Source organism: Streptomyces fungicidicus (assembly GCF_003665435.1).
GTDB lineage: Bacteria > Actinomycetota > Actinomycetes > Streptomycetales > Streptomycetaceae > Streptomyces > Streptomyces fungicidicus.
The window spans coordinates 3,454,053-3,478,508 of the sequence record NZ_CP023407.1; the positions used below are offsets into that span (position 1 = coordinate 3,454,053).

23 protein-coding genes are annotated in these 24,456 nt (G+C 73.8%); 11 read left to right on the plus strand and 12 right to left on the minus strand.

What is annotated here, in order from left to right:
- The first annotated feature begins 4 nt into the window (after nucleotides 1–4).
- Nucleotides 5–703 (plus strand): futalosine hydrolase, encoded by a 699-nt coding sequence (locus CNQ36_RS15520; RefSeq protein WP_121546457.1) that lies wholly within the window; start codon nucleotides 5–7, stop codon nucleotides 701–703.
- On the plus strand, nucleotides 690–1,547 hold the full coding sequence (locus tag CNQ36_RS15525; protein WP_121546458.1) for a 1,4-dihydroxy-6-naphtoate synthase: 858 nt from the start codon (nucleotides 690–692) through the stop codon (nucleotides 1,545–1,547). Before CNQ36_RS15520 ends, CNQ36_RS15525 begins: the two co-directional genes overlap by 14 nt.
- 3 nt (nucleotides 1,548–1,550) lie before the next feature.
- Here the strand turns inward: CNQ36_RS15525 and CNQ36_RS35595 are convergent, their stop codons facing one another.
- Complete coding sequence (locus CNQ36_RS35595; protein WP_004929962.1) at nucleotides 1,551–1,934, minus strand: cold-shock protein; 384 nt, start codon at nucleotides 1,932–1,934, stop codon at nucleotides 1,551–1,553.
- A 162-nt stretch (nucleotides 1,935–2,096) separates the two neighbouring features.
- Between CNQ36_RS35595 and CNQ36_RS15535 the strand changes: the two genes are divergently transcribed.
- Nucleotides 2,097–2,366 (plus strand): hypothetical protein, encoded by a 270-nt coding sequence (locus tag CNQ36_RS15535; protein WP_121546459.1) that lies wholly within the window; start codon nucleotides 2,097–2,099, stop codon nucleotides 2,364–2,366.
- Here the strand turns inward: CNQ36_RS15535 and CNQ36_RS15540 are convergent.
- On the minus strand, nucleotides 2,324–2,974 hold the full coding sequence (locus tag CNQ36_RS15540) for an HAD family hydrolase (RefSeq protein WP_121546460.1): 651 nt from the start codon (nucleotides 2,972–2,974) through the stop codon (nucleotides 2,324–2,326). The two genes, CNQ36_RS15535 and CNQ36_RS15540, sit on opposite strands and share 43 nt — an antisense overlap.
- A 318-nt stretch (nucleotides 2,975–3,292) precedes the next feature.
- Nucleotides 3,293–4,294 carry a hypothetical protein gene (locus CNQ36_RS15550; RefSeq protein WP_121548474.1) on the minus strand — a complete coding sequence of 334 codons (1,002 nt, stop codon included), beginning with the start codon at nucleotides 4,292–4,294 and terminating at the stop codon, nucleotides 3,293–3,295.
- Between the two features lie 117 nt (nucleotides 4,295–4,411).
- Here CNQ36_RS15550 and CNQ36_RS15555 point away from each other — a divergent pair, with 117 nt between their 5' ends.
- Entirely contained in the window at nucleotides 4,412–7,009 is a 2,598-nt protein-coding gene (locus tag CNQ36_RS15555; RefSeq protein ID WP_121548473.1) for a helicase C-terminal domain-containing protein, read from the plus strand.
- Between the two features lie 608 nt (nucleotides 7,010–7,617).
- A complete protein-coding gene (locus CNQ36_RS15560; RefSeq protein ID WP_004929954.1) occupies nucleotides 7,618–9,261 on the plus strand; it encodes a DNA repair helicase XPB in 1,644 nt (547 codons plus the stop codon).
- A gap of 25 nt (nucleotides 9,262–9,286) precedes the next feature.
- On the opposite strand, the gene CNQ36_RS15565 is transcribed toward CNQ36_RS15560, so the two are convergent.
- Nucleotides 9,287–9,472 carry a hypothetical protein gene (locus tag CNQ36_RS15565; RefSeq protein ID WP_163013275.1) on the minus strand — a complete coding sequence of 62 codons (186 nt, stop codon included), beginning with the start codon at nucleotides 9,470–9,472 and terminating at the stop codon, nucleotides 9,287–9,289.
- A 318-nt stretch (nucleotides 9,473–9,790) separates the two neighbouring features.
- Here CNQ36_RS15565 and CNQ36_RS15570 point away from each other — a divergent pair, with 318 nt between their 5' ends.
- The gene (locus tag CNQ36_RS15570; RefSeq protein ID WP_121548475.1) at nucleotides 9,791–11,875 is read left to right on the plus strand and encodes a HelD family protein; all 2,085 of its coding nucleotides are present in this window, start codon (nucleotides 9,791–9,793) and stop codon (nucleotides 11,873–11,875) included.
- A 53-nt stretch (nucleotides 11,876–11,928) separates the two neighbouring features.
- Here CNQ36_RS15570 and CNQ36_RS15575 read toward each other — a convergent pair whose 3' ends face one another.
- From CNQ36_RS15575 to CNQ36_RS15585, 3 genes are all read right to left on the minus strand, one after another.
- On the minus strand, nucleotides 11,929–12,618 hold the full coding sequence (locus CNQ36_RS15575; protein ID WP_121546463.1) for a copper homeostasis protein CutC: 690 nt from the start codon (nucleotides 12,616–12,618) through the stop codon (nucleotides 11,929–11,931).
- A 143-nt stretch (nucleotides 12,619–12,761) separates the two neighbouring features.
- Nucleotides 12,762–13,442: a maleylpyruvate isomerase family mycothiol-dependent enzyme gene (locus CNQ36_RS15580; protein ID WP_121546464.1), complete on the minus strand. Its 681-nt coding sequence runs from the start codon at nucleotides 13,440–13,442 to the stop codon at nucleotides 12,762–12,764.
- Nucleotides 13,443–13,524: 82 nt separating this feature from the next.
- Nucleotides 13,525–15,279, minus strand: a complete 1,755-nt coding sequence (locus CNQ36_RS15585) for a S8 family peptidase (RefSeq protein ID WP_206278458.1) — start codon at nucleotides 15,277–15,279, stop codon at nucleotides 13,525–13,527.
- 393 nt (nucleotides 15,280–15,672) lie between these two features.
- Here CNQ36_RS15585 and CNQ36_RS15590 point away from each other — a divergent pair, with 393 nt between their 5' ends.
- Together CNQ36_RS15590 and CNQ36_RS15595 are read left to right on the plus strand one after the other, a co-directional pair.
- Nucleotides 15,673–16,335, plus strand: a complete 663-nt coding sequence (locus tag CNQ36_RS15590; protein WP_121546466.1) for an HD domain-containing protein — start codon at nucleotides 15,673–15,675, stop codon at nucleotides 16,333–16,335.
- A gap of 10 nt (nucleotides 16,336–16,345) precedes the next feature.
- Entirely contained in the window at nucleotides 16,346–17,413 is a 1,068-nt protein-coding gene (locus CNQ36_RS15595) for a GNAT family N-acetyltransferase (RefSeq protein ID WP_228312977.1), read from the plus strand.
- Here CNQ36_RS15595 and CNQ36_RS15600 read toward each other — a convergent pair.
- Nucleotides 17,395–17,673, minus strand: a complete 279-nt coding sequence (locus CNQ36_RS15600; protein WP_004929941.1) for a DUF4031 domain-containing protein — start codon at nucleotides 17,671–17,673, stop codon at nucleotides 17,395–17,397. The genes CNQ36_RS15595 and CNQ36_RS15600 overlap by 19 nt on opposite strands.
- Nucleotides 17,670–18,065: a hypothetical protein gene (locus tag CNQ36_RS15605; protein ID WP_004929940.1), complete on the minus strand. Its 396-nt coding sequence runs from the start codon at nucleotides 18,063–18,065 to the stop codon at nucleotides 17,670–17,672. The genes CNQ36_RS15600 and CNQ36_RS15605 overlap by 4 nt, the downstream gene beginning before the upstream one ends.
- Before the next feature lie 56 nt (nucleotides 18,066–18,121).
- Between CNQ36_RS15605 and CNQ36_RS15610 the strand changes: the two genes are divergently transcribed.
- Nucleotides 18,122–19,078, plus strand: coding sequence for a MurR/RpiR family transcriptional regulator (locus tag CNQ36_RS15610; protein ID WP_121546468.1), 957 nt, complete (start codon nucleotides 18,122–18,124; stop codon nucleotides 19,076–19,078).
- A gap of 132 nt (nucleotides 19,079–19,210) precedes the next feature.
- A complete protein-coding gene (murQ, locus tag CNQ36_RS15615; RefSeq protein WP_004929938.1) occupies nucleotides 19,211–20,149 on the plus strand; it encodes an N-acetylmuramic acid 6-phosphate etherase in 939 nt (312 codons plus the stop codon).
- Between the two features lie 17 nt (nucleotides 20,150–20,166).
- Here murQ and CNQ36_RS15620 read toward each other — a convergent pair whose 3' ends face one another.
- A complete protein-coding gene (locus CNQ36_RS15620) occupies nucleotides 20,167–20,793 on the minus strand; it encodes a hypothetical protein (RefSeq protein WP_121546469.1) in 627 nt (208 codons plus the stop codon).
- Nucleotides 20,794–20,910: 117 nt separating this feature from the next.
- On the opposite strand from CNQ36_RS15620, the gene CNQ36_RS15625 reads away from it, so the two are divergent.
- Nucleotides 20,911–21,480: a hypothetical protein gene (locus tag CNQ36_RS15625; RefSeq protein WP_121546470.1), complete on the plus strand. Its 570-nt coding sequence runs from the start codon at nucleotides 20,911–20,913 to the stop codon at nucleotides 21,478–21,480.
- 7 nt (nucleotides 21,481–21,487) lie between these two features.
- Here the strand turns inward: CNQ36_RS15625 and CNQ36_RS15630 are convergent, their stop codons facing one another.
- Both CNQ36_RS15630 and CNQ36_RS15635 read right to left on the minus strand, forming a co-directional pair.
- Complete coding sequence (locus CNQ36_RS15630; protein ID WP_121546471.1) at nucleotides 21,488–22,963, minus strand: MFS transporter; 1,476 nt, start codon at nucleotides 22,961–22,963, stop codon at nucleotides 21,488–21,490.
- A 140-nt stretch (nucleotides 22,964–23,103) separates the two neighbouring features.
- The gene (locus CNQ36_RS15635; RefSeq protein ID WP_410177120.1) at nucleotides 23,104–24,249 is read right to left on the minus strand and encodes an NADH:flavin oxidoreductase; all 1,146 of its coding nucleotides are present in this window, start codon (nucleotides 24,247–24,249) and stop codon (nucleotides 23,104–23,106) included.
- Nucleotides 24,250–24,456: the final 207 nt, after the last annotated feature.

Sequence of the window (24,456 nt, forward strand, 5' to 3'; positions counted from 1 at the left end):
CCTCGTGGCCACCGCGGTCCCCGCCGAGCGGGACGCGGTGGCCCGGGCGTTCCCCGGCGGGACGGAGCAGGTGTTCCTCCCCGGCGTGGAGCTGGTCCGTACGGGCGGCGGGTGTGACCTGGTGGCCGCCGGCGTCGGCCCCGCCTCGGCCGCCGCCTCCACCGCCGCCGCGCTCACCGCGGCCGCGCTCGGCGGCACGCCCTACCGTCTCGTCGTCTGCGCCGGTATCGGCGGGGGTTTCCCGCCCGAGGCGCCGGTCGGCTCGCTCGTCGTCTCCCGCACGATCACCGTGGCGGACCTCGGCGCCGAGACCGCCGACGGTTTCCTCCCCGTCACCGAACTGGGCTTCGGGCGCGTCGCCCACTTCCCGCCGAGGTCACTGGTGCGGGAGGCCGCCGAGGTGACCGGCGCCCGCTCCGGCACCGTCCTGACCGTCTCCACCGTCACCGGCACCGCAGCCCGCGCCGCCGCGCTGCGCGCCCGGCACCCGGACGCGCTCGCCGAGGGCATGGAGGGCTTCGGGGTCGCCGAAGCGGCCGTCGCCCAGGGCGTGCCCGTGCTGGAGGTGCGGGCGGTGTCGAACCCCGTCGGCCCGCGCGACCGCGCCGCCTGGCGCATCGGCGACGCCCTGACCGCCCTCACCGAGGGCTTCGGGAAGCTCGCGCCCGTTCTGAGGAGTTGGACTCAGCATGACCACCAGTGAGCAGCAGCGGCTGCGGATCGCCTACTCCCCCTGCCCGAACGACACCTTCACCTTCGACGCCCTCGCGCACGGCCGCGTCCCCGGCGCGCCGGCCGTCGACGTCACCTTCGCCGACATCGACATCACCAACGGCATGGCCGAGCGCGGCGAGCTCGACGTGCTGAAGGTGTCGTACGCGGTGCTGCCGTACGTCCTCGACGAGTACGCCCTGCTGCCCTGCGGGGGTGCGCTGGGCCGGGGCTGCGGGCCGCTGGTGCTGACCCGCGAGGAGGGCGTGGACCTCACCGGCCGTACGGTCGCGGTGCCGAGCGAGAAGTCGACGGCGTACCTGCTGTTCCGGCTGTGGGCGGCGGAGGTCGTCCCGGGCGGGGTGGGGGAGATCGTGGTGATGCCGTTCCACGAGATCATGCCCGCCGTGCGGGACGGGAAGGTCGACGCGGGACTCGTCATCCACGAGGCCCGCTTCACGTACCAGGACTACGGGCTGACCCGGCTCGCCGACATGGGCGAGCACTGGGAGCGGACCACCGGGCTGCCGATCCCGCTGGGCGCGATCATCGCGAAGCGGTCGCTGGGCGGGGAGACGCTGACGCGGCTCGCCGACTCCATCCGCACATCGGTGCGGGCTGCCTGGGACGAGCCCGAGGTGTCCCGTCCGTACGTCATGGAGCACGCCCAGGAGATGGACCCGGCCGTCGCCGACCAGCACATCGGGCTGTACGTCAACGAGTTCACGGCGAACCTGGGCGAGGACGGCTACGCGGCCGTACGGGGACTGCTCACCCGTGCGGCGGCCGAGGGACTGGTGCCGCCCCTCGGCCCGGACGCGCTGCGGTTCCCCTGAGTCTCAGACGTCGAGCTGGTCGGCGACCGCGCGGAGCAGACCGGCGATCTTCTTGCCCGCGGCGCGCTCGGGGTAGCGGCCCCGCTCCAGGGACGGAGTGATGTTCTCCAGCAGGGTGGTGAGGTCCTGGACGATGGAGGCCAGCTCGTCGGGCTTCTTGCGCTGGGCCGCCGCCACCGACGGGGTCGGGTCCAGGATGGTCAGGGAGAGGGCCTGGTCGCCGCGCTGCCCGGCGACCACGCCGAACTCCACGCGCTGGCCCGGCTTGAGGGCCTCGACTCCGGCGGGGAGGACCGAGGAATGCACGAAGACGTCGCCGCCGTCGTCACGGGAGAGAAAGCCGAAGCCCTTCTCGCTGTTGAACCACTTCACCTTGCCGGTGGGCACGTCTGTCCTCGTCCTCGTACTCGTCGGGAAAACTGCTTCTGAAATCGGCTCGTGATAGCACTCGGGCGGGCCCGATGACCCGCCGGTCCAAGGCTAATGGTCTTCAGGCCGGTGACAAGACGTCACCGGGTTGTTCCTTCGCGCAGGAACTACCCTGGTCCGGTGCGTGACAAAACCCAAGCGAATTCCAGCGCGCCCGGTGACGGTCTGGTCCGTGCCGGTGCCATCGTCTTCTTCCTCGGCGCAGTGGCCACACTGGTCACTGTGGCCCCGTTGTTCCTCGACACGACGCCCTTTCCGACGTACATGTTCGGATTGAGCATGCTCATGGCCGTCGGATTCCTGATGGCCGGAGCGGGCGTACTGCGTTCGGCCGCGGCGGGACGCCGTCAGGCGCGGGCGGCCGGGGTTTCCGGCCAGTTGTCCGAGTAGTAGTCCGAAAACCATCGCGGGAATTCCGTCAGGCCGGTGAGGACGACATCCGCGCCGGCCTCGCGGAGTTCCTCCGGGGCGCAGGGGCCGGTGGCGACGGCGACGGCCAGCGCGCCGGCGGTCCGCGCGCCGCGCACGTCGCCGACGTGGTCGCCGACGTAGACGGCGGCCTCGTGCTCGCGCAGCGCCAGCGCCTTCTGCTCGGCCCACAGGTTCCCGATCACCGCGTCCGGCTCGATGCCGAGGTGGGCCAGGTGCAGCTTCGCGTTGGGCTCGTACTTGGCGGTGACGACGATCGCGCGCCCGCCGGCCGCCCGTATCGCCGCTATCGCCTCGCCGGCGCCGGGCATGGCGGGCGTGGCGGCGACGGCGTACGCCGGGTACATCTCCCGGTACAGGTCCGCCATCTCGTCGACCTGCTCGGCAGGGAACCAGTTGATCAGCTCGTCCACGAGCGGGGGGCCGAGCCGGCTGACCGCGAGCTCGGCGTCGATGTACGTGCCGGTGCGCTCGGCCAGGGCGAGGTAGCAGGCGCGGATGCCGGGGCGGGAGTCGATGAGGGTCATGTCGAGGTCGAAGCCGACGGTGGGCGGGGTGGTGAGGGCCATGCGAGCCATTCTGCCCGGGCGGACCCCGTCCCGGGCCGGGGCTGGGGTGCGCTGCACCGGTGCCCGGCGTGGGTGCGGGCCGGGGGGGTGTTGCGCAACCCGGCGACAGCGGGGTGCCGTCGCGCCCACCCGTGCCGCCCCAGCGGCACGACTGCCCGCGGCTCGCGAGGGTCGCTCACGGCGCGGAGGGGGCGGGGCGGGGGTGGTCGCCCGCAGTGGCTGGCGCGTCCGCGCCCTGTGCCCCTTCCAGCCGGCGCAGTCGCGCCAGTCCGAGGACGGCCACCCCCGACCCGGCCCCGCCCCACCCACCGCCGGGGCTCAGGTGCGGCGTTGGGAGCGCCAGGTCAAGAACAGGGCCGTCGTGAGGGCAGCGGCGCGAATGACCCAGGGCCAGGTCTCGGAGATCGCCGCGTTCATCTGCCCCTCGGCAACGGGCGTCCCCCAGCGCCCCTCCGTGCGCCCCCAGAGCCACACCACACCCCCCGCCAGCGCGAGACCCGGCAGGATCACCACCGCCCACTTGACCTCCGCCCTGGTCAGCCGCCGCGAGGCGTAGGCGATCAGCCAGCCCAGGATCAGCGCGCGCCAGTCGCCGATCACCGTCCCGGCGACCAGCAGCCCGGCCGCGACAAGCAGCAGAGGGTTGCTCCAGCGCCCGGACGGCAGCCGCGGCAGAAAGCGGCGCCGACGCCCCGCAGCAGCGGGCTCCTCGGCAGCCTCCACAACCACCGGCTCCGCCACCGCCGCGTCCTCGTCCTTCTCCTTCGCGGGAGGCGGCTTGAGCAGTTCCGGGATCTCCACACCGCCCACGAACCCCGGCACCTCGTCACCGATCCCGAAGGCGGAGTTGTCCACCCGCCACCAGTCGGGCTGCGACGCGCTGTCCCCCAGCTCGTCCATACCGGCCCGGTGCGGCGGCGACGGCCCGTCGTCGGGAGCCTGACCCGCGGCCCCGGCCCCGGCCCCGGTCGGCCGCGGCCGGGGCACCACCCGCCGCAGCACACCCTTCGGCCGGTCCCCACCGTCCCGCCCAGACTCCCGCTGCACCGGCACCGCGGCGGCAGGCTCCGCCGGGGCATCCGCGGGCGCACCCGAGGACTCGGCCGCCGTCACGACCTCCGTAGGCGTCCCCATACGGGAGATGATGCGCCGCACCGCCGCGGGGGAGTCGACGACCGTCTTCGCCCTGCGCCGGTCGATCTCGTCACGCAGCCCGGCCACCAGCCGCATGCGTGCCGCCGACGGCAGCTGCCGCTGCTGGGCCACGTCCCCGACGCGGCTCAGATACTCGTAGACGACCTGGTCACTCTCGATTCCCACGAAGTCCCCTCCGGGGCGGATGCGTTGGGACACCGTCGCCCGACGGTACCGCGAGTCCACCCGCCCGACCCAACTCCCGGCACGCCACGGACACCCCCACCCGCTAACGTGATGCGGATGAGCACCGAGGAGAACCCCGCGGCGGCCCCCCGTTCCCTCGCCGAGGCACTCCGGGGCCGGGACGACGCGGCCCTGGCCGCGCTCCTGCGCAGCCGGCCGGATCTCATCACGCCCGTGCCCACCGACCTCACCCAGCTCGCCACCCGCGCCGGCACCCGCGCCTCGGTCGTCCGGGCGCTGGAGCGCCTCGACCGGTTCGCGCTGCAGACGGCGCAGGCGCTGGCGGTGGCCGCGGACCCGGCGTCGTACGGGGAGCTGCTCGGCCTGCTGGCGGGCGACGACGGCGACCCGGCGGTCTCCGCCGCGCTGCCGCACGCCCTCGCCACCCTGCGCGAACAGGCCCTGGTGTGGGGCGGCGACGACCGGCTCCGGCTGGTGCGCACCGCCCGCGAGCTGCTGTCGCCGTCGCCGCAGCACCCCTCGCCGACAGGTCTCGGCCCCACGGTGCGGGAGGCCACCGCGGGGATGTCGCCGGGGAGGATCCAGGAGATCGTGGCGACGGCCGGCCTGCCGTCCACGCACGACTCCGTCTCCGCCGTGACCGCCCTGACCACTCTGTTCGGGGACCCGGAGCGAATGTCCGCGCTGCTCGACGAGGCGCCCGCGGAGTCCGTGGAGGTGCTGGAGAGACTGGTCTGGGGACCGCCGTACGGGCAGGTCACCGCCGATCCCGCGGCCCGGCTGCGCTGGCTCCTCGACCGGGGCCTGCTGCTGCCGACGGCGCCCGGGACGGTCGTACTGCCGCGCGAGGTGGCGCTGCGGCTGCGGGCCGGACGGGCGCACCGGACGCCGGAGCCGCTGCCGCCGCCGGTCGAGGCGGCGGCCACGCACCGTCCACAGGTTGTGGACGCGACGGCGGCCGGACAGGCGTACACGGCCCTGGCGACCGTCGAGGAGCTGCTGAAGGACTGGGACGAGGGCGGCCCGGCGGTGCTGCGGGCCGGCGGGCTGAGCGTGCGGGACCTGAAGCGGACCGCCGCCGCCCTGGACACGACCGAGCCGGTGGCGGCGTTCTGGGTGGAACTCGCCTACGCGGCGGGGCTGCTGGCCTCCGACGGGGAGGCCGACGAGCGGTACGCGGCGACGCCGGCGTACGACGAGTGGCGGGAGCTGCCGACCGCGGAGCGGTGGGCGCTGCTGGTGACGGCCTGGCTGACGGCGACCCGGACGGCGGGCCTGATCGGCGGCCGGGACGCGAAGGACCGCACGCTGTCGGCGCTGGGCCCCGGCCTGGACCGGTCGGCCGCCCCGGAGGTACGGCACCGGGTGCTGACGCTCCTCGCCGCGCTGCCCGAGGGCGCCGCCCCGTCCCACGACGCGGTGCTGGCGCGACTGCACTGGGAACGCCCGCTGCGCGGCGGCGGCCGGAGCACGGCCGGACCGGACACCTCCGCGACGGAGGACCGCCGGGGCGAGGACCTGCGGGCGCGCATCGCCCGGTGGACGCTCTCCGAGGCGGAGATGCTGGGAATCACCGGCCGCGGAGCACTCTCCGCCCACGGCCGGGCACTGATCGGCGCACCCGCCCCCGAACCCCGCAGCCCAACCCAGGAGCCCACCGGCCCGGGCGACAAACTGCCGGTGCACCACCTGACGCACCACCGCCCGGCCCTCCCGCCCCCCGCCCTCTCCCCCACCCAGCAGTCGACGGCCACCGCTGCCGCCGCCCGCCTGCTCGCACCCCTGCTGCCCGAACCCCTGGACCACGTACTCCTCCAGGCCGACCTGACGGCGGTCGCGCCCGGCCCGCTGCAACGACCGCTCGCCGACATGCTGGGCGTCCTCGCGGACGTCGAGTCCAAGGGCGGCGCGACCGTCTACCGGTTCACCCCCGGCTCGGTGCGGCGCGCCCTCGACTCCGGGCAGGCCGCCTCCGACCTGCACGCCTTCCTCGCCGCGCACTCCCGTACGCCGGTGCCGCAGCCGCTGGCGTACCTCATCGACGACGTGGCCCGCAGGCACGGGCACCTCCGGGTGGGCGCCGCGTCGGCGTACGTGCGCTGCGACGACGACGCCGTACTCAACGAGATCCTCGCCGACAGGCGGGCCGCCGGTCTGGGCCTGCGCCGGCTCGCGCCGACCGTGCTGGCCGCGCTGGCGGACCCGGCCGGGCTGCTGGAGGGGCTGCGCGCGATGGGCTTCGCCCCGGCCGCCGAGTCCGCCGAGGGCGACGTCCTGATCGCCCGGGCCGACGCCCGCCGCACCCCGCCGCGCACCCCTCCCGCGCCGGTCCCGGACGGACCGCCGGTGCCCGACGACACCCTGCTCACGGCGGCGGTGCGCGCCGTCCGCGCAGGCGACCTCGCCGCCACCACGCCCCGCAGGACGTCCGCCGGTGACCCCGCCGGCCCCGGAGAGCTGCCCCGGACGACGGCCGCCGAGACCCTCGCCACCATGCAGGCCGCCGTCCTCACCGGCGAGGCGCTGTGGATCGGATACGTCAACGCCGAGGGCGGCGCGAGCCAGCGCGTGATCGCCCCGGTCCGGGTCGAGGGCGGCTTCGTCACGGCGTACGACCACACGGCGGACGAGGTCCGCACCTATCCGCTGCACAGGATCACGGGGGTCGCGGAACTGGCGGAGGACGAGGGCTGACTCGTTCGGGTGTACCGCGGGGTCCATGCACGCCACGCCGGAGTGTTCCCCCTGATGAGCGAGGTCGCGGCCCCCGACGCATCGCGCCACGCTCCCCTGGGCAGCCACCTGGTGCCCTGAACGGGCCCAAAGACCACCGCGGCCCGTACCCACCCGCGACAGAAGGGACCCCCACCGCCAACCCCAACCCGAACCCGAACCCGTACCCACATCCGTATCCGTATCCGTATCCGTTTCTCGTGTTCGCGTCGCCGCGCGGGCCGGTCCCACGTCCCCGGGCCCGGTCCGCGCCCCGCCGCGGCGGCCGCCCGCCGACGGCGCGGAGGGGACGGGGCGGGGGTGGCCGCCCGCAGTGGCTGGCGCGTCCGCGCCGGACCACCTCTTCCAGCCGGCACAGTCGCGCCAGTCCGAGGACGGCCACCCCCGACCCGGCCCCGCCCCACCCACCGACCTCACGCGCCCGCCCACGGCAGCGAGGTCCCCGGTGAACAACCTCACGCCACCCCCACGAAAGCAGCCCGCCCACCCAGGACCACGAACGCGCGCGATCAGGCAAACTGGACGTTTGGCCGTGCAGTGCCGAGCCCGTCCCAGAAAGGCAGCCGCGCGTGAATGGTCCGCTCATCGTCCAGTCCGACAAAACCCTGCTCCTCGAGGTAGACCACGAGCAGGCCGACGACTGCCGTCGCGTCATCGCGCCCTTCGCCGAGCTGGAGCGGGCCCCCGAGCACATCCACACCTACCGGGTGACCCCGCTCGGCCTGTGGAACGCGCGGGCGGCCGGGCACGACGCCGAGCAGGTCGTGGACGCGCTGGTCCAGTACAGCCGCTACCCGGTGCCGCACGCGCTGCTCGTCGACATCGCCGACACCATGGACCGCTACGGCCGGCTCAGCCTCGTCAAGCACCCGGCGCACGGACTCGTGCTGACCAGCACCGACCGCCCGGTCCTGGAGGAGGTGCTGCGCTCGAAGCGGATCGCCCCGCTCGTCGGCGCCCGCATCGACCCCGACTCGGTGGTGGTGCACCCCTCGGAGCGCGGGCAGATCAAGCAGACGCTGCTGAAGCTCGGCTGGCCCGCCGAGGACCTCGCCGGGTACGTGGACGGCGAGGCGCACCCCATCGAACTGCGCGAGGACGGCTGGGCGCTGCGCCCGTACCAGAAGCAGGCGGTGGAGAACTTCTGGCACGGCGGCTCCGGCGTGGTCGTCCTCCCCTGCGGCGCCGGGAAGACGCTGGTCGGCGCCGGATCCATGGCGCAGGCGAAGTCGACCACCCTGATCCTCGTCACCAACACGGTCTCCGCCCGCCAGTGGAAGCACGAGCTGGTGAAGCGGACCTCGCTGACCGAGGAAGAGATCGGCGAGTACAGCGGGACCCGCAAGGAGATCCGCCCCGTCACCATCGCCACCTACCAGGTGCTGACGACGAAGCGGAAGGGGATCTACCCCCACCTGGAGCTGTTCGACTCCCGTGACTGGGGCCTGATCCTCTACGACGAGGTGCACCTGCTGCCCGCCCCCGTCTTCAAGTTCACCGCCGACCTCCAGGCCCGCCGCCGCCTCGGCCTGACGGCGACCCTCGTGCGCGAGGACGGCCGCGAGTCGGACGTGTTCTCGCTGATCGGTCCGAAGCGGTTCGACGCGCCGTGGAAGGAGATCGAGGCGCAGGGCTACATCGCCCCGGCCGACTGCGTGGAGGTCCGGGTCAGCCTCACCGAGTCCGAGCGGCTGGCGTACGCGACGGCGGAGCAGGAGGAGAAGTACCGGTTCTGCTCGACGACGGCGACCAAGCAGCGGGTGACGGAGGCGATCGTCAAACGGTTCGCGGGCCAGCAGATCCTCGTCATCGGACAGTACATCGACCAGCTCGACGAACTGGGCGAGCACCTGAACGCACCGGTGATCAAGGGCGAGACCTCCAACGCCCAGCGGGAGAAGCTGTTCGACGCGTTCCGGGAGGGCGAGATCAGCGTCCTGGTGGTGTCCAAGGTCGCGAACTTCTCGATCGACCTGCCGGAGGCCACGGTCGCCATCCAGGTCTCGGGCACCTTCGGCTCCCGGCAGGAGGAGGCCCAGCGGCTCGGCCGGGTGCTGCGGCCCAAGGCGGACGGGCACAAGGCGCACTTCTACTCCGTGGTCGCCCGGGACACCATCGACCAGGACTTCGCGGCGCACCGCCAGCGGTTCCTGGCGGAGCAGGGCTACGCCTACCGGATCATGGACGCGGACGAACTGCTCACGGAGAACTGAGCGGACGCGGGGGACCGGGGACCGGCTACCTGCGGCGGACCCCGGCCTCCTCGCCGTACTCACCGAGAAGGATCACGTCGAAGGCGGCGCCCAGGAACACCTTCACGGCGCGCAGGGCGTCGCCGAGGCGGTGCGGATGGCTGCCCTGGACGGGCGTGGCACCGGTCGGCCGGACCGGCGACGGGGCTGGGTTGATGGTCGCTGCACTCATACGTCCATGGTTGCTCTTCATCCGCCCCGCGGGCATCGGCCCAGGGGACCGATCCGCGGGGCCCCCGCGTCCGTCTCCAGGGCTACCCACGACGGCCGGCACCCCCAAAACGGACGGCCCCCTCCCCTAGGGGTCGCGGGGTCCGGAACGAAGAAGAAGCCACGCCGAAAACCGTTTGGACCCCGCCGCCCCCGCGTCCTAGAATCTCCGCTCTTGCCCGCCTCCCCTCACGGAGCGCCGCCGCCCGGACGGAAACCGGCCGGCATTCCGCAGCAGCCCAGCAGCAGGTCCCACGGAGGCACCCCCTTGTCCGCGTCCATGCCCGTTGACGAGCCCGTAGACGATCCCGCGAGCGAGAACCCCGCGAGCGGGCCCGCGGCCGATCCGCTCACCCGCGAGCGCACCCATCTCTCCGCGTCCCGCTCCGCGCTGCGCGCCATGCGGGAGGACGTCGAGGCCCTCGACATCCGCGACGTCACCGCGAACTGGGTCAACGCGGCCGTACTCGAGCGCCAGATCGACGAGCGCATCAAGGCGCTGGCCGACCTCAGCGACACCCCGCTGTTCTTCGGCCGCCTCGACTACCTGCACTCGCCGGGCGCCGCTCAGGCGGAAGGCGCGGAGGGTGAGCGCTTCTACATCGGGCGCCGGCACGTGCACGACGCGGACGGCGACCCGATGGTGATCGACTGGCGGGCGCCGGTGTCGCAGCCGTTCTACCGGGCGTCCAAGAAGGACCCCCTCGACGTCGGGCTGCGCCGCCGCTTCGGCTACACCGGCGGCGACCTCACCGCGTACGAGGACGAGCACCTCTCCGACCCGGCTGAGGCCGCCACCACCAGCAAGCTGCTGCAGCGGGAGATCGAGCGGCCGCGCGTCGGCCCGATGCGGGACATCGTCGCCACGATCCAGCCCGAGCAGGACGAGATCGTACGGTCCGGGCTGTCCGGCAGCGTGTGCGTGCAGGGAGGCCCGGGGACCGGGAAGACGGCCGTCGGTCTGCACCGGGTCGCCTATCTCCTCTACGCCCACCGCGAGCGGCTGGCCCGCACCGGCACCCTGGTCGTCGGGCCGAACCGCTCCTTCCTGCACTACATCGAGCAGGTGCTGCCCGCGCTGGGCGAACTGAGCGTGGCGCAGGCCACGGTCGACGACCTGGTGGCGCACGTGGAGGTGCGCGGGACGGACGACGCGCCGGCGGCGGTGGTCAAGGGCGACGCCCGGATGGCCGAGGTGCTGCGCAGGGCCCTCTACTCCCATGTGACCACGCCCACCGAACCGGTCGTGGTGGTGCGCGGCTCCCGCCGCTGGCGGGTACCGGCGCACGAGCTGGAGGAGCTGGTCCGCCAGTTGCTCGACCGCGACATCCGCTACGGCGCCGCCCGCGAGGCACTCCCACAGCGCATCGCGCACGCCGTGCTGGTGCAGATGGAGCGGGCCGGTGAGGCGCCGGACGACAGGGTGCAGGACGCGGTGGCCCGCAACAGCGCGGTGAAGGCGGCCGTGAGGACGGTCTGGCCGGCGGTCGACCCGGCGAAGCTGGTGCTGCGGCTGCTGGGCGACCCGGAGTTCCTGGCGGAGCACGCGGAGGGACTGCTCGACGAGCGGGAGCAGAAGGAGATCCTCTGGGCGAAGCCCGCGCGGTCGGTGAAGTCGGCGAAGTGGTCGGCGGCGGACGCGGTACTGATCGACGAGGCGGCCGACCTCGTGCGGCGCACGCACTCCCTCGGGCACGTGGTGCTCGACGAGGCGCAGGACCTCTCCCCCATGCAGTACCGGGCGGTGGGCCGCCGCTGCACCACCGGTTCGGCGACGGTCCTCGGCGACCTGGCCCAGGGCACCACGCCGTGGGCGACCCGGAGCTGGCAGGAGGCGCTGGCCCACCTGGGCAAACAGGACGCCGTGATCGAGGAGTTGACGGCCGGTTTCCGCGTCCCGACGGACGTCATCACCTACGCCTCCCGGCTCCTCCCCCACATCGCACCCGGCCTCACGCCCGTGGCGTCGATCCGCGAGAACCCCGGCTTCTTCGAGGTCCGCCGGGGCGAGGGGTCCGCCGACGTGGTGGCCGCCTGCCGCGAACTCCTGGGCAACGAGGGCTCGGTGGGCCTGATCGCGGCGGACGCACGCGTCCCGGAGCTGGCGGAGGAACTGACCGCGGCGGGCATCCCCTTCATCGCCCCCGGCGAGGAGACGACCCTCGAGTCCCGCCTGACCCTGGTCCCGGCCTCCCTGGCCAAGGGCCTGGAGTACGACTACGTGGTCCTGGACGAACCCCAGGCGGTGGTCGACGCCGAACCCGACCTCCGCACCGGCCTCCGCCGCCTCTACGTCTCCCTCACCCGAGCGGTCTCAGGCCTGCTCATCACCCACACCACCCCCCTCCCCACCCAACTCAGTTGACGCCGGGGGGGGGAGGCGCCCCGCAAACGCCGGGCCGCGCGCCCAACCCCCGCTCAGCCCCCCAACACCCGCCGCCACTCCGCGACGGCCTCCACCGAAACCGGCCCGCTCCAGCCCCCCGGCCGAGCCGCCCCGCCGATGTGGAAGGCATCGACCCCGCCCTCCAGCAACACCGGCACATGCTCCAACCGCAACCCGCCCCCCACCAGCAACTGCTGCTCGTACCCCGGCTCCCCCCGCCGCCCCGCCTCCGCGAGCAACGTCGGCAGCCCCGCGTCGACCCCCTGAGCCGACCCCGCCGTCAGATAGGTGTCCAGCCCCGCCATCCCGTCGAGCCGCTTGCGCAGCACCTCCCGGTCGGCGGACCCGTCGATGGCCCGGTGGAACGTCCACGGGCACCCCTGCAGCTCACCGGCGAGCCGCTCCACGGCGTCCAGATCCACCCCGCCGTCCGCGTCGAGGAACCCGAGCACGAACTCCTCCGCCCCGGCCTCCCGCATCGCGCCCGCCGCGTCGACCAGCCGCTCCACGGACCCCGCCGCGAACCCGTCCGCCAGCCGCAGCATCACCCGCACCGGGATGTCCACGGCCGCGCGGATCCCGGCGACCGTCGCCGCCGACGGCGTGAGCCCGTCCGCCGCCATGTCCGTGACCAGCTCGAGGCGGTCCGCACCACCGGCCTGGGCGGCCACGGCGTCCTCGACGTCGAGCGCGATCACCTCCAGGACTGCACGCTTGCTCATGGGACCCCATTCCTCGGCATCAGGCGGCGACTACAGGTCTAGTCCAATCCAAGCGTACGCCCGGAAGCCCGCCCACGGCTCCCCCGCCCCACCGGCGGGCCGCCGGCCGCATCAGTCCCCGAACCCATAAGTCCCCGAAGGGTTCAGTCCCCGAAGATGTTCAGCTCCGCCGCCTCCACCCCGGCCAGCTCGTAGGAGGCCCCGTCCACCGGCCGCCCCGCGTACAGCCGTACGAGCGTCGGCCCGTCGCCGATGTAGCGCGCCGGGGGCCGCTCCCCCGAGAAGTCGCCCAGCCGCACCGGCTCGTCGGCGTCGTCGAGGTCGGCGTGCAGCGGCGGGTGGCCCGGCCGGCCGGTCACCTGGCTCAGCAGGGTCAGCGCGTACGGCAGCCCCGCGCCCCCGTACGCGCCCGGCTCGCCGAGCGCGACCCGCACGTCCCCGGCGTGCACCCACTCGCCCAGCGCGAGCCGGTCCAGCCGCCCGCCCGCCTTGGCGATCAGGGGCCCCGCCCCGGTCAGCCCGCGCTCCAGCTCGTCGAGGACCCGGGCGTTCGTCCACCCGGCGCGCTCGGCGATGTCCCGTTCGTTGCTCTCGGGGGAGAACACCCCCTTCTCGTACCGGCTCTCCACCACCCGCGACAGGGCGGCCGAGCAGTGCGCCAGCACATCCCGCACCGTCCATCCCGGACAGGCCGCCACCGGAAGCGCGAAGTCCGCCTCCGCCCTCCCCCGCAGCAGCGGGACCAGCGTGTCCCGCTCGACGGTCAGCAGCCGCCCCGGCAGCTCCGGGTCCCGTACCTCGTGCACATCCGCAGGAGTCGTCATGCCGACCACGCTAGTGCGGAGGAGGGCCTGCCGGTGCCCCCCGGCACCGGCAAGCCCTCCTCGTCACCTCGAACCGGACTCGTCAGAAGGTCAGGCTCCAGGAGTCGATGTACCCGGTGTCGCCCGAGTAGACGTCGGTCACCCGCAGCTGCCAGGTGCCGGACGCCAGGTGGGAGGAGGCGTTGACCGTGTACGTCCCGATGACGTTGTCGGCGCTGTCGGAGGCGCTGGTGTTCTTCAGCGTGTACAGGGTGCCGTTGGGGGCGACGAGCTGGACCTTGAGGTCGCCTCGGTAGGTGTGCTTGATGTCGACCGCGACCTGGAGGTCCGAGGGGGCGTAGCCGCTGACGCCGCTCACCTGGATGTTCGAGTAGACGTAGCGCCCGTCACCGTCCGGGATGGACCAGTTCTCGGAGTTGGTGAAGGTCTGCCCGCCGGGCTCCGGGTCCGGGGTGCCGCCGCCCGTCGCGCTCAGGGTGCGCGCCGCGTCCGCGAGGCCGTAGCCGCAGCCGCCGCTGCAGGAGCCGGGCAGGGCACGGGCGTTGTCCTTGATGAGGGACTCGACACGGCTCGGTGTGAGGGCCGGGTCCTTCTCGTACATCAGGGCGGCGAGCCCGGCGATGTGCGGCGTGGCCATGCTGGTGCCCTGGTAGGCCTTGTAGGTCTCGGCGCCGGGCGAGGTGGTGCTGCTGTTCAGCGTGGAGAGGATGCCGTTGGCCGAGCTGACGGCCGTCTCGCCGCCGGGGGCGGTGATGTCGACGGGGCCGTAGTTGGAGTAGCTCGCCCGGTTGCCCTCGCGGTCGCTCGCGGCGACGCTGATGACGTTGGAGCAGTTGGCGGGGGTGAACAGGGACGCGTTGGCGTTGGAGTTGCCGGCGGCGACGACGACGGTCGTGCCGCGGCTCACCGCGCCGTTGATGGCGTCCTGGGTGACGGTCTGGCAGGCGCCGGAGCCGCCGAGGCTCAGGTTGATGACATCGGCGGGGTCGGTGTTGACGGGCACGCCGGGGACGGAACCGCCGGAGGCCCACACGATGGCGTCGGCGATGTCGGCGGTGCTGCCGCCGCACCGGCCGAGGACGCGGACGGGCTGGACGGTCGCGTGGTACGCGATGCCGGCGACGCCCTTGCCGTTGTCGGCGACGGCGGCGATGGTGCCGGCGACGTGCGTGCCGTGCCACGAGGAGTTGCTCGGCTGGGAACCGGAGGAGCACTCGTTCGCGGTCGTCCAGTCGCCCGGGTCGGCGGGGTTGCTGTCGCGTCCGCTGTTGTCGCGGGCGTTCCACGCGTCGGAGATGAAGTCGTAGCCGGGGACGATGTTCGCGGCGAGGTCGGAGTGGGAGACGTAGCCGGTGTCGATCACGGCCACGTTGACGCCCTGGCCGGTGGCGCCGCCGGTCCAGGCGTTCTCGACGTTCATTCCGGCGGTGGACTCGTAGAGGTCCCACTGGCTGCCGTAGTACGTGTCGTTCGGGGCGGCCATCGCGTACATACGGGTGTCGCGGGAGACGTACGCGACGTCCGGGTCGGCCTCGAAGGCGTCGATGACGTCCTGGAGGGGGCGTCCCTTCAGGTCGTCGCCGAGGTCCACGAGTGCGGCGCCGGTGCCCAGCCGGCGCTCGAAGTCGAGGCTCTCGCCGGCCTTCCTGCCCTTGGCCCTGGCGTCCTTCTCGGCCTCGGCGTCGGACCCGGCCTCGCCGGCCTTCTTCTCGTAGCCGACGATGAGGCGCTCGACGGACGCGTCGGCGGCGGCCTTCGGCCCGGCCGGGGAGGGCTGCGCGACCGGCGCCGCCACGGCGGCCGTGACGCCCGAGCCCAGGAGCGCTGCCGTCGTCACCGCCAGGAGGGATATGCGCAGGTGTCTGGAACCGTTCAAGGTGGGGTTTGCCTTTCACGAGCCGGTTCCGGGCTTGCGGAACCGGCGAATAGTTCTGCTCATGACAATCCACGTGCTTGCCCGCGCCGGGCCGCCCAGGGGAGGGAGGACTGGCGGGCGGCCGGTGGGGGGACGCGGGCAAGCACGACCCGTCCGACCGGACGCGATCACGGCGGGATGTGCCGCGCTGGCTGAACGTCCGGTGAACCGGTGGCAGGAACCTACGGGCGCACCCGGGGGCCGACTATCCGGAGGGTGTTACCTACGGATACTCATTTAACTTCCCCCCGGCCCGCGTTGGGCACGCGGACCCGGAGAACACGCGGACCCGGGGGCACGCGGAACAATGGGGTCATGGCCGACACCGATGCCCTGCGTGCCCGTTTCGTCCGTGCGCTGGAGGGAGCGCGCGGGTCCGCGAGCGGGCCCGAGGCGGCGCCCTACGCCGACAACCTGCTCGCCCGCTGGCGGGAACCGCAGCGGCACTACCACACGCTCGCCCACCTCACGGCGGTGCTGGACCACGTCGACACCCTCGAGGCGTACGCGGACGACCCCGACGTCGTGCGTCTGGCCGCCTGGTTCCACGACGCGGTGTACCTGCCGGAGCGGTCGGAGAACGAGGAGCGCTCCGCCCGGCTCGCCGAGCGGGCCCTCCCCGAGGCCGGGGTGCCGGCCGGGAAGGCCGCCGAGGTCGCCCGGCTGGTCCGGCTGACCGTCACCCACGACCCCGCCGACGGCGACCGCGACGGGCAGGTGCTGTGCGACGCCGACCTGGCGGTCCTCGCCTCGCCGCCGTCCGCGTACGCCGCCTACGCGGCCGCCGTCCGCGAGGAGTACGGCTTCGTGCCGAACGAGGCGTTCCGCGCGGGACGGTCCGACGTGCTGCGCCAACTCCTCGCCCTGCCACGCCTCTTCCGCACGCCGTACGGGCAGGAGCACTGGGACGCCACCGCCCGCTACAACATGCGGGGCGAGCTGGAAATGCTGTCGACCGCGACAGCGCCGCCCGCCTAGCCTGCCCCCCATGCATGCTGTGGGAGCGCAACAGGTGGAGGAAGCCGTCGCGGACTGCGTGGCGGCGCTGGGGGCGGTCACCGACCGGGACTGGAAGGGGGCCGGGGCCGGGCGGCTGGAGTGGGACTGCCGGAAGGCGGCGGAGCACATCGCGGACGACCTCGTCGCGTACGCGGGGCGGCTCGCGGGGCGCGCGGCCACCGCCCGCCTGCCCTTCACGATCGCGTTCGGCGAGGACACCGGCAACACCGGCGTCCTGAGGTCGGTCGAGGCGACCGGCGCCCTGCTCGCCGCCGCGATCCGCACCACCCCCCGCGCGGTCCGCGCCTTCCACCCGTACCCCTTCGGGCACGCTAACCGTGAGGGCTTCGCCGCGATGGGCGTCGCCGAGGTCCTGCTGCACACCCACGACATCGCCGAGGGCCTGGGGATCTCCCACGAACCGCCGGCGGAGCTCGCGTCCTTCGTCCTCACCCGGATCTTCCCGCGGGTCAAGCCCGGCCCGACCCCCTGGCGGACCCTGCTGTGGGCCACCGGGCGCGGCGAGCTGCCGGGCCGGGACCCGGTCACCGCGTGGCGCTGGAGCAACAACCCGGTGCTGCGCTCCGAGCGGCTCGCCCTGGAGGGCGTCACCCCGGCGGTCGCCACCGATCTCTCCCTGAGCGGTCACGGCGGGTTCGACTGGGTCGACTCGGGCCCGTTCGAGGGGACCCGGGAGGGCGCCGGGATGCTGCTCAAGCAGTACGAGGAGGGGATCTTCCACCCGGAGTGGGGGATGTACGTACTGGTCCGGCGCGAGGACGACCGGGCGGTGGGCGCGATGGGGTTCCACGGCGTCCCGGACCCGGAGGGCAGCGTGGAGATCGGCTACGACCTCTCCGTGGACGCCCGCGGCAACGGCTACGCCACCGAGGCGCTGCGCACCCTGTCCGGCTGGGCCCTGGAGCAGGACGGCGTACGGACCGTGGCCGCCGTCGTCGAGGAGGAGAACGTGGCCTCGCAGAAGGTCGTCACCCGGGCCGGTTTCACCGAGGTCACCCGGCAGGAGGGGCAGATCTCCTACGCGTTCCGCGGCTGAGCCGCGCCCTTGCGGCGCCGCAGCCCCGCCCCGTGCAGCAGCCGCACCACCTCGCGGCTGCTCACCTCCAGCGCCCCGGCGCCCACGGCGTCGGCGTACCGGTGCTGCGGGATGTCGTAGTGGTCCCGTTCGAAGGCGCGTCGGGGGACGCCGAGCCGTTCGGCGAAGGTGTGCAGTTCGTCGTAGGAGACGTCGCTGACCAGGTGGGACCAGAGCCGGCCGTGGCCCGGCCAGGTGGGCGGGTCGATGTAGACCGTCACCGGGACTCCGCCCGGTCCAGTCCGCCCACCGCCGCGACCCGCACGCCCGCCTTGTGGCACACCCAGTGCGGGTCGGGGCCCAGTTCGGGCTCCACCTCCAGCGCGTGCGGGTCGCCGTCACCGCACACCGGGCACAGCGGCCAGCGCCCGTACCGCTCCAGCAGGGCGTCCTGGACGTCCTGGGCGACCAGTCCGGCGAGGAACCCGGCGCCCTCCGGCCACTGCTCGACCCACCAGCGCCGGTGCGTCACGGAATCCTCGACCAGGGACACCACGTCCGCCTCGGCGACCTCGCGCACCGCCAGATCGGCCAGCACGAGGGCGCGCGCCGCGTGCAGCGCCTGCTCCAGGGGGCCGACCGGATGGGCGCCGGGTTCGCCGTGAGGGTCCATGGTCCCATTGTGCGCACTCTTGACCGCACAACCCGAACGAAAATATCTTTCATACCGTGACCAATGAGGTGAAGGAAATTTTCGGGGGCGGACGCGGGACCGGCGGTCCCGGCGGAGGCACGTCAGCGCTGCCCGCTCCCGCCGCGCTCGCGGCCAAGGTCCGCACGCTGGCCCCGTCGATGACCCGTTCCATGCAGCGCGTCGCCGAGGCCGTCGCCGACGACCCGGCCGGCTGCGCGGCCCTCACGGTCACCGGACTCGCCGAGCTCACCGGCACCAGCGAGGCCACCGTGGTCCGCACCGCCCGCCTGCTGGGCTACCCCGGATACCGGGATCTGCGGCTGGCGCTCGCCGGTCTCGCCGCCCAGCAGCAGTCCGGCCGCGCGCCCGCCATCACCACCGACATCGCGGTGGACGACCCGATAGCCGAAGTCGTGGCCAAACTCGCCTACGACGAGCAGCAGACCCTCGCCGACACCGCGGCCGGGCTGGACACCGTCCAGCTCGCCGCCGCCGTGGCCGCCCTGGCCGGCGCCCGCCGCACCGATGTGTACGGCGTCGGCGCGTCGGGTCTTGTCGCCCAGGACCTCACCCAGAAACTGCTGCGGATAGGCCTGCTGGCGCAGGCCCACAGCGACCCGCACCTCGCCGTCACCAACGCGGTGCAGCTGCGCGCGGGGGACGTGGCGATCGCCGTCACGCACTCCGGATCGACCGGCGACGTCATCGAACCGCTCCGGGTGGCGTTCGAGCGCGGGGCGACGACGGTGGCGGTCACCGGCCGCCCGGACAGCCCCGTCACCCAGTACGCCGATCACATCCTGACCACCTCCACGGCCCGCGAGAGCGAGCTGCGGCCGGCCGCGATGTCCTCCCGGACCGGGCAGCTGCTGGTGGTGGACTGCCTGTTCGTGGGAGTGGCGCAGCGGACGTACGAGTCGGCGGCGCCGGCCCTGGCCGCGTCGTACGAGGCGCTGGCACACCGGCACCGGGCGGTGCGCAGAGCGCCGTAGGGCGCGCCGTGGTGAGCGACCGCGGGTGCTCCATGGCCGGCCCCGCCCACGCGGCGGCGGCCGGCGGCAACCGGACGCCGTCGCGCGTCCCCGAGCGTCCTTCCCGACCCCCCAGACTGGAAGAACCCCGTTATGACCTCCACCTCCCCCGACCGTGAGCTGCGCTCCCAGCTGGAGTCCCTGACCACCGAGGCGTACCGGCCGGAGCTGGCGGACGTCGACCGGCTGCCGACCCTCGAGATCGCACGGCTGATGAACGGCGAGGACGGCTCGGTGGCCGCGGCCGTGGCCGAGCAGCTGCCCCGGATCGCCGCCGCGGTCGACGCCGTCGCCGCCCGGATGGCCCGGGGCGGCCGGCTGATCTACGCGGGCGCCGGCACCGCCGGCCGGCTGGGCGTGCTGGACGCCTCCGAGTGCCCGCCGACCTTCAACACGGACCCGGAGCAGGTCGTCGGCCTGATCGCGGGCGGCCCCGCCGCCCTGGTCACCTCGGTGGAGGGCGCCGAGGACTCCCGCGAGCTGGCCGAGTCCGACCTGGCCGCGCTGACGCCGACCGCCGACGACACCGTGGTCGGCGTCTCCGCCTCCGGCCGCACCCCCTACGCGATCGGCGCCGTCGAGTACGCCCGGGCGCGGGGCGCCCTCACCGTGGGCCTGGCCTGCAACCGGGGCAGCGCCCTGGCGGCGGCGGCCGAGCACGGCATCGAGGTCGTCGCGGGCCCCGAGTTCCTCACCGGCTCCACCCGCCTCAAGGCGGGCACGGCGCAGAAGCTCGTCCTCAACATGCTGTCGACGATCACGATGATCCGGCTGGGCAAGACGTACGGGAACCTGATGGTCGACGTCCGCGCCTCCAACGAGAAGCTGCGCGCCCGCTCCCGCCGTATCGTCGCCCAGGTGACGGGGGCGCGGGACGACGTCGTCGAGAGCGCCCTGGCCGCCACGGACGGCGAGGTCAAGCACGCCATCCTGGTCATCCTGGCCGACGTGGACGCGCCCACGGCCGCCCGCCTCCTCACGGAGTCCGCCGGCCACCTGCGGGCCGCGCTGGACCGGTCCCGGACCGGCTGAGTCCCGCGGACGGCCGGTCACGGCCTGCGGCGCAGGCCCCCGTACAGCACCCCGGCGGTGACGAGCAGCGTCAGACCGGCGGTGCTCGCCAGGGTGATCTCCGGGGTGTTCCCCTGGTCCGGGCCGTCGGGCAGCCGGGGGCCGAGCAGCCCGAGCGGGTCCTCGCGCAGGACGACCCGGTCGCCGGGCCGGGCCTGCCCCCAGCAGTTCTCCCGCTGGGACACCTCGTACGTCCGCCGCTCGCCGCCCAGCTCACGGACCGTGCAGAACATGTCGGGCCCGCGCCGCGCGTCCCGGTCCACGACCCGGGTCACCACGGCGTCCACCGGCTCCCCCACGGTCCGCATGTACCCGTCGTACACCGCGGGTCCGGCGAACAGGGTCAGGGCGAAGCCGCCGAAGCAGACCAGGGTCGCCGCACCGGCGCGTTTCCAGGCGAAGCCCACGAGGCAGCCGGCGCAGGCGACGGTCGCCATCACGAGGACGACGCCGAGCCAGGTGGACCACTGGGTGACGGCGGCGCTCAGCAGCAGCGCGGCCGGCAGCGCCAGCGCCCACAGCACCGAGGTGAGGGCCGTGGCCCGCGCGGGCCGTACCTCCTTGCCGCCGGGTGGGTCCGCCACCGCCGTCCCGATACCGCTCACGCCCCGCCCCCTTCGACAGCCGACCGTCCGACCAGGCATCGTAGGGCCTCGCCGGTGCCGTCCGGCGGCCGGCCGGTGCACGCTGGGATACTGGACCCACCCCACACGGAGACGACGATGAACCACGCGCAGCTCACCGCACTGGGCCGCGCCCTGCGTGTGCTCGGTGAGCACGGTGAGGCGCTGTCCGCCGACACCCCGGACGCCCGGCTGCACGAAGTGAAGGACGATCTGCGGCGCGCCCTGGACCTGCTGGAGGAGAGCGTCAGCACGGCCGCGCCGAGCACGCGCTGCGCCGAGCACCCCACGGGGCCGGTCGACGAGAGCGCCCCGGACCTGTGCCTGCTCTGCGAGACCCGGCGCCGCGCCGCGCGACGCGCCGAGTTCAACGGCCCCGCCGCGCCGCACCGGCAGGCCGGGCCCGCCCCGTCCCGGTACGGGGTGCGCGGCGACCGGCCGCAGCCCCAGCAGCGCTGGCTGCCGGAGCTGTGGAACGGGCAGACGTGGCAGCTGTGCGGCACCCCGCGCCGGGACCGGCGCGAGGCCGAGCTGTACATCGCGGCACAGCGGCGCGGGCCCCGGCCGGCCATGGCGTACCGGATCGTGCACGAGTTCACCGACTACGAGGTGCTGCGCGTGTGGGGGACGCCGGTGCGGGTCGACATCGAGCCGATGGGCAACCCGTAGGGCCGGGTCAGGCCCTGGATGCCTCGGCGGCCTTCCCGGGCACGGTCCCGCCGACGGCCGCGGTGGCGGCACGACGGCGCGGGATGAACGCGGCGATGGCGAAGCCGAGCAGCGCGGCTCCGGCGCCGAGCGCCAGCACGGTGCGGAAACCGCCCTCGCCGGGCAGCGTGTACGGGCCGAACGAGGTGGTCATCTGCGCCAGTACGACACCGGCGACGGCGCTGGCCACGGAGGTGCCGATGGACCGCATCAGGGTGTTGAGGCTGTTGGCGGCGCCGGTCTCGGAGGCGGGTACCGCGCCCATGATGAGCGCGGGCATCGCGCCGTAGGTGAAGCCGATGCCGGCGCCGATGACGCAGGACGCCAGGACGAAGTGCCAGACCTCGTCCATGAGCAGCACGTTGAGGCCGTAGCCGGCGGCGACGATCAGCGCGCCGGTCATCAGGGTGATCTTGGGGCCCTTGGCGCGGGAGAGGAGCGCGGAGACGGGGGCCAGCGCCATCATCACCAGACCGGACGGGGCCATCACGAGGCCGGCGGCCAGCAGGGACTGGCCGAGGCCGTAGCCGGTCTCCTCGGGCAGCTGGAGCAGCTGCGGGATGACCAGGGACATGGAGAACATGCCGAAGCCGATCGCCACCGAGGCGAGGTTGGTGATCAGCACCTGGGGGCGGGCGGTGGTGCGCAGGTCCACCAGCGGCTGGTCCACGCGGAGTTCGTAGAAGCCCCAGACCAGCAGGATCACCACGGCCGCGGCGAACAGACCGAGGGTGGTGCCGCTGGTCCAGCCCCAGTCGGCGCCCTTGGAGATCGCCAGCAGCAGGCTGACGAGTCCGGCGGCCATGCCGGCCGCGCCGGGCAGGTCGAACCGTCCTCCGGTGCGCACCCGCGACTCGGGCACGGTGACCAGCACGAGGACCAGGGCGACGACGCCGAGGGCGGCGGAGGTCCAGAAGAGGGTGTGCCAGTCGAAGTTGTCGGCGATCAGCGCGGCGGCGGGCAGGCCGAGGGCGCCGCCGACGCCGAGCGAGGCGCTGATCATCGCGGTCGCCGAGCCCAGCCGCTCCGCGGGCAGTTCGTCGCGCAGGATGCTGATGCCGAGCGGGATCACACCGGACGACAGGCCCTGCAGGGCCCGGCCGACGATCATCGGGACCAGGGAGTCGCTGAGTCCGGCGACGACGGAGCCGATCACCAGCATGGCCATGCTGAGCAGCAGCATGCGGCGCTTGCCGTACATGTCGCCGAGCCGGCCCATGACCGGGGTGGCGACGGCCGCGGCGAGCAGGGTGGCGGTGATGGCCCAGGCGGTGTCCGAGGCGGAGGCGTTCAGATACTGCGGCAGCTGTCCCACGATCGGGATCACCAGGGTCTGCATCAGCGAGACCACGATGCCGCCGAAGGCGAGCACGGCCACCACGGCGGTGGGATGGGCCGGAGCGGGGCCGCCCGGCGGGGCGGGCCGGTCGAGTGCGTCGGACATGAAGGGAGATCTCCGTCGTTGACTCAGGGATGCTTGACTGAGGCAACTTTAAATGCAGTTGTTTGACTTAAGCAAATTAAAAGCCCGTGACAAGGAGGTGACGCCCCGTGTTCCGGGGCGTCACCGGCCGGCCCGACCGCTCAGCTCAGCGTCTGCAGGGACGCCGCGTCGTACGGCGCCAGCTCGTCGAAGCGCCCGGCCAGCACCTTGGCAGCCCACTGCGGGTCCTGGAGCAGCGCCCGGCCCACGGCGACGAGGTCGAACTCGTCCCGCTCCATCCGGTCGAGCAGGTTGTCGAGGCTGCCGAGCTCGGCGCCCTCCCCCTGGAAGGCCTTGAGGAACTCGCCGTTCAGGCCGACCGATCCGACGGTGATGGCGGGCCTGCCGGTCAGCTTCTTCGTCCAGCCGGCCAGGTTGAGGTCGGAGTCCTCGAACTCGGGGAGCCAGTAGCGGCGCGTGGACGCGTGGAAGGCGTCGACACCGGCCGCGGCGAGCGGGGCGAGGATCGCCTCCAGCTCCTGGGGCGTCCGGGCGAGCCGGGCGTCGTAGGCGTCCTGCTTCCACTGCGAGTAGCGGAAGAGGACCGGGAACCCGGGCGACACGGCCGCGCGGACCGCCGCCACGATCTCCGCCGCGAACCGCGCGCGGGCCACCGGGTCGCCGCCGTAGGCGTCGGTGCGGCGGTTGGTGCCGGACCAGAGGAACTGGTCGATCAGGTAGCCGTGGGCGCCGTGCAGCTCCAGCCCGTCGAAACCGATCCGCTCGGCGTCGGCGGCGGCCTGGGCGAACGCGGCGACGACGTCGTCGATGTCGCCCTGCGTCATCGCCTTGCCGGCGCCCTCGCCGCCGTCCATCCGCAGTCCGGACGGGCCGACGGCCGGGGCGTCCGGGTAGGGCGCCTGCCCCTCCTTGCGGACCATGCCGATGTGCCAGAGCTGCGGCACGATCGTGCCGCCCGCCGCGTGCACCGCCTCGGCGACCTTCGCCCAGCCCGCGAGCTGCTCCGCGCCGTGGAACCGCGGCACCCGGTCGCTCAGACCGGCGGACTCGTGCCCCACGTACGTCCCCTCGGTGACGATCAGTCCGACACCGGCGGCGGCACGGCGGGAGTAGTACGACACGACGTCCTCACCGGGCACACCGCCCGGCGAGAACATCCGGGTCATCGGCGCCATGGCGATGCGGTTGGGGATGGTCAGCCCGTTGAGGGAGACCGGCCGGGAGAGGACCTCGGCGGCTCGGGCGACGGTTTCCGGGGAGGTGACGGTCACAGCAGGACTCCTCATGGGGGGGGTACCGGATGGTATGTGCGCGTGCATTAAATGCACGACGGCGTCAACCGCGGGGGGCGGAGGGGCATTCCGCCGTCCCGGCACACCCGCCCGTGATCCCCGCCACATCGGCAGCGACGGGGTCCCCGCACGCCCGAGGGCGGCACCCCCTGTCGGAACAGGGGATGCCGCCCTCGGTCGTACTACGGACGGATCCGATCC